Annotated in this window: 2 protein-coding genes; both read right to left on the bottom strand. The window is 67.5% G+C overall.

Going from position 1 to position 2,159, the window contains the following annotated elements; translation table 11 throughout:
- Nucleotides 1-109: 109 nt before the first annotated feature.
- Nucleotides 110-1,408, bottom strand: coding sequence for a phosphoribosylamine--glycine ligase (gene purD, locus RMO12_RS11065; protein ID WP_309624804.1), 1,299 nt, complete (start codon nucleotides 1,406-1,408; stop codon nucleotides 110-112).
- Complete coding sequence (locus RMO12_RS11060) at nucleotides 1,405-2,130, bottom strand: YebC/PmpR family DNA-binding transcriptional regulator (RefSeq protein ID WP_309624803.1); 726 nt, start codon at nucleotides 2,128-2,130, stop codon at nucleotides 1,405-1,407. The genes purD and RMO12_RS11060 overlap by 4 nt, the downstream gene beginning before the upstream one ends.
- Nucleotides 2,131-2,159: the final 29 nt, after the last annotated feature.

Below are 2,159 nucleotides of genomic sequence, written 5' to 3'. Positions count from 1 at the left end.
ACGTAGACGTGCAGCGTGTCCTTGGACAGGCCGGTGGCGGCCACGATCGCCAGCTTGGCCGCATCCACGGTGAAGACATCCATCGACGAAGTGCGGCTCGGCGTGCGGCTCAGCGCTTGATGGCGCGGTGGCCGATGTCGCGGCGGAACTGCATGCCGTCGAAGCGGATCGTCGCGAGCGTCTCGTAGGCGCGCGCCTGCGCCGCCTTGGCCGACTCGCCCAACGCGGTCACGCACAGCACGCGCCCACCGCTGGTCACCAGGGCTTTGGAGAGTTGCGTGGTGCCGGCATGGAACACCATCGCCTCGGCGCTCTCGGGCTCGGACCCCGGCAGCGTGGGCGGCAGGCCGCTCACCACGTCGGCCTTGCGAGGACGCTCGGGGTAGCCGTGCGCGGCCATCACCACGCCCAGGGCGTAGCGGCGGTCCCACTGCAGCTCGATCTGGTCGAGCGTGCCGTCGGCGGCATGCGTCATCACCTCGAGCAGGTCGCTCTTGAGCCGCATCATGATCGGCTGCGTTTCGGGGTCGCCCATGCGGCAGTTGAATTCGAGCGCCTTCGGGTTGCCCTCGGCGTCGATCATCAGGCCCGCGTACAGAAAACCGGTGTAAGGGATGCCGTCCTTGGCCATGCCGGCCAGCGTGGGCTGGATGATTTCGTGCATCACCTTGGCATGCACGTTGGGCGTGACCACCGGCGCGGGCGAATAGGCGCCCATGCCGCCGGTGTTGGGGCCGGCGTCGCCGTCCAGCAGGCGCTTGTGGTCCTGGCTGGTGGCCAGCGGCAGCACGGTCTTGCCGTCGGCGATGACGATGAAGCTGGCTTCCTCGCCGACGAGAAACTCTTCGATCACGACACGCGCACCGCAGGCGTTGTGGGCAACGCCGCTGTTGCCGCCCAGCATCCAGTCGACGGCTCGGTGCGCCTGGACGAGCGTCTCTGCAACGACCACGCCCTTGCCGGCGGCCAGCCCGTCGGCCTTGATGACGATCGGTGCGCCCGTCTGGTCGACATAGGCGTGCGCCGCGGCGGCGTCGGAGAAGGTCTCGTGCGCCGCGGTCGGGATGCCGTGGCGGCGCATGAAATCCTTGGAAAACGCCTTGGAGCTCTCCAACTGCGCGGCCGCCTTGCTGGGCCCGAACACGCGCAAGCCGCGCGCGCGAAACAGGTCCACCACGCCCGCCGCCAGCGGCCCTTCGGGGCCGACCACGGTGAGGCCGATGCGCTCGGCCTGCGCAAAATCAGCCAGAGCGGCGAGGTCGGTGATGGCGACGTTCTTCAAGCGCTTGTCCATCGCCGTGCCGCCATTGCCCGGCGCAACGAAGACCATCTGCACCTTGGGCGACTGGGCGATCTTCCAGGCGATGGCGTGCTCACGGCCGCCGCCGCCGATGACGAGGACTTTCATGCGCTCATCTCGGCGTTGTGGAAGACGGCTTGCGTGTCGTCCAGGTCTTCCAGCACGTCGAGCAGTTTTTGCATGCGCTCGGCGTCGTTGCCGGCGAGATCGATGGAGATCTCGGCGCGCATCGTCACTTCGGCCAGTTCGGGTTTGAGGCCCGCCGCCTCGAGCGCCGCCTTCACGGCCTCCAGGTCGAACGGCGCGGTGAGCACCTCGATGGCGCCGTCGTCGCCCGCGATCACGTCCTCGGCGCCGGCCTCCAGCGCCACCTCCATCACCTTGTCTTCCGAGGTGCCAGGGGCGAAGACCAACTGCCCGCAGTGCTTGAACTGGAACGCCACCGAGCCGTCGGTGCCCATGTTGCCGCCGTACTTGGAAAACGCATGCCGCACCTCGGCGACGGTGCGCACGCGGTTGTCGGTCATGGTCTCGACGATCACCGCCGCGCCGCCGATGCCGTAGCCCTCGTAGCGGATCTCTTCATAGCTCACGCCTTCTTGGTTGCCGGTGGCCTTGTCGACGTTGTATTTGATGCGGTCGGCCGGCATGTTGGCGGCCTTGGCCTTCTCGATGGCCAGGCGCAGGCGCGGGTTCATGGTGATGTCGCCGCCACCCTGGCGCGCTGCCACCACGATCTCGCGAATGATGCGCGTCCAGACCTTGCCGCGCTTTTCATCCTGGCGGCCCTTGCGGTGCTGGATGTTGGCCCACTTGGAATGCCCGGCCATGTTTTGATCGTCTCGGAAAGCTTAGGATT

This window comes from Methylibium sp., from assembly GCF_031393925.1.
In the GTDB taxonomy this organism is placed as follows: domain Bacteria; phylum Pseudomonadota; class Gammaproteobacteria; order Burkholderiales; family Burkholderiaceae_C; genus Methylibium.
Note: the sequence above shows the minus strand (reverse complement) of the source record. Positions and strands in the feature narration are given on the sequence as shown.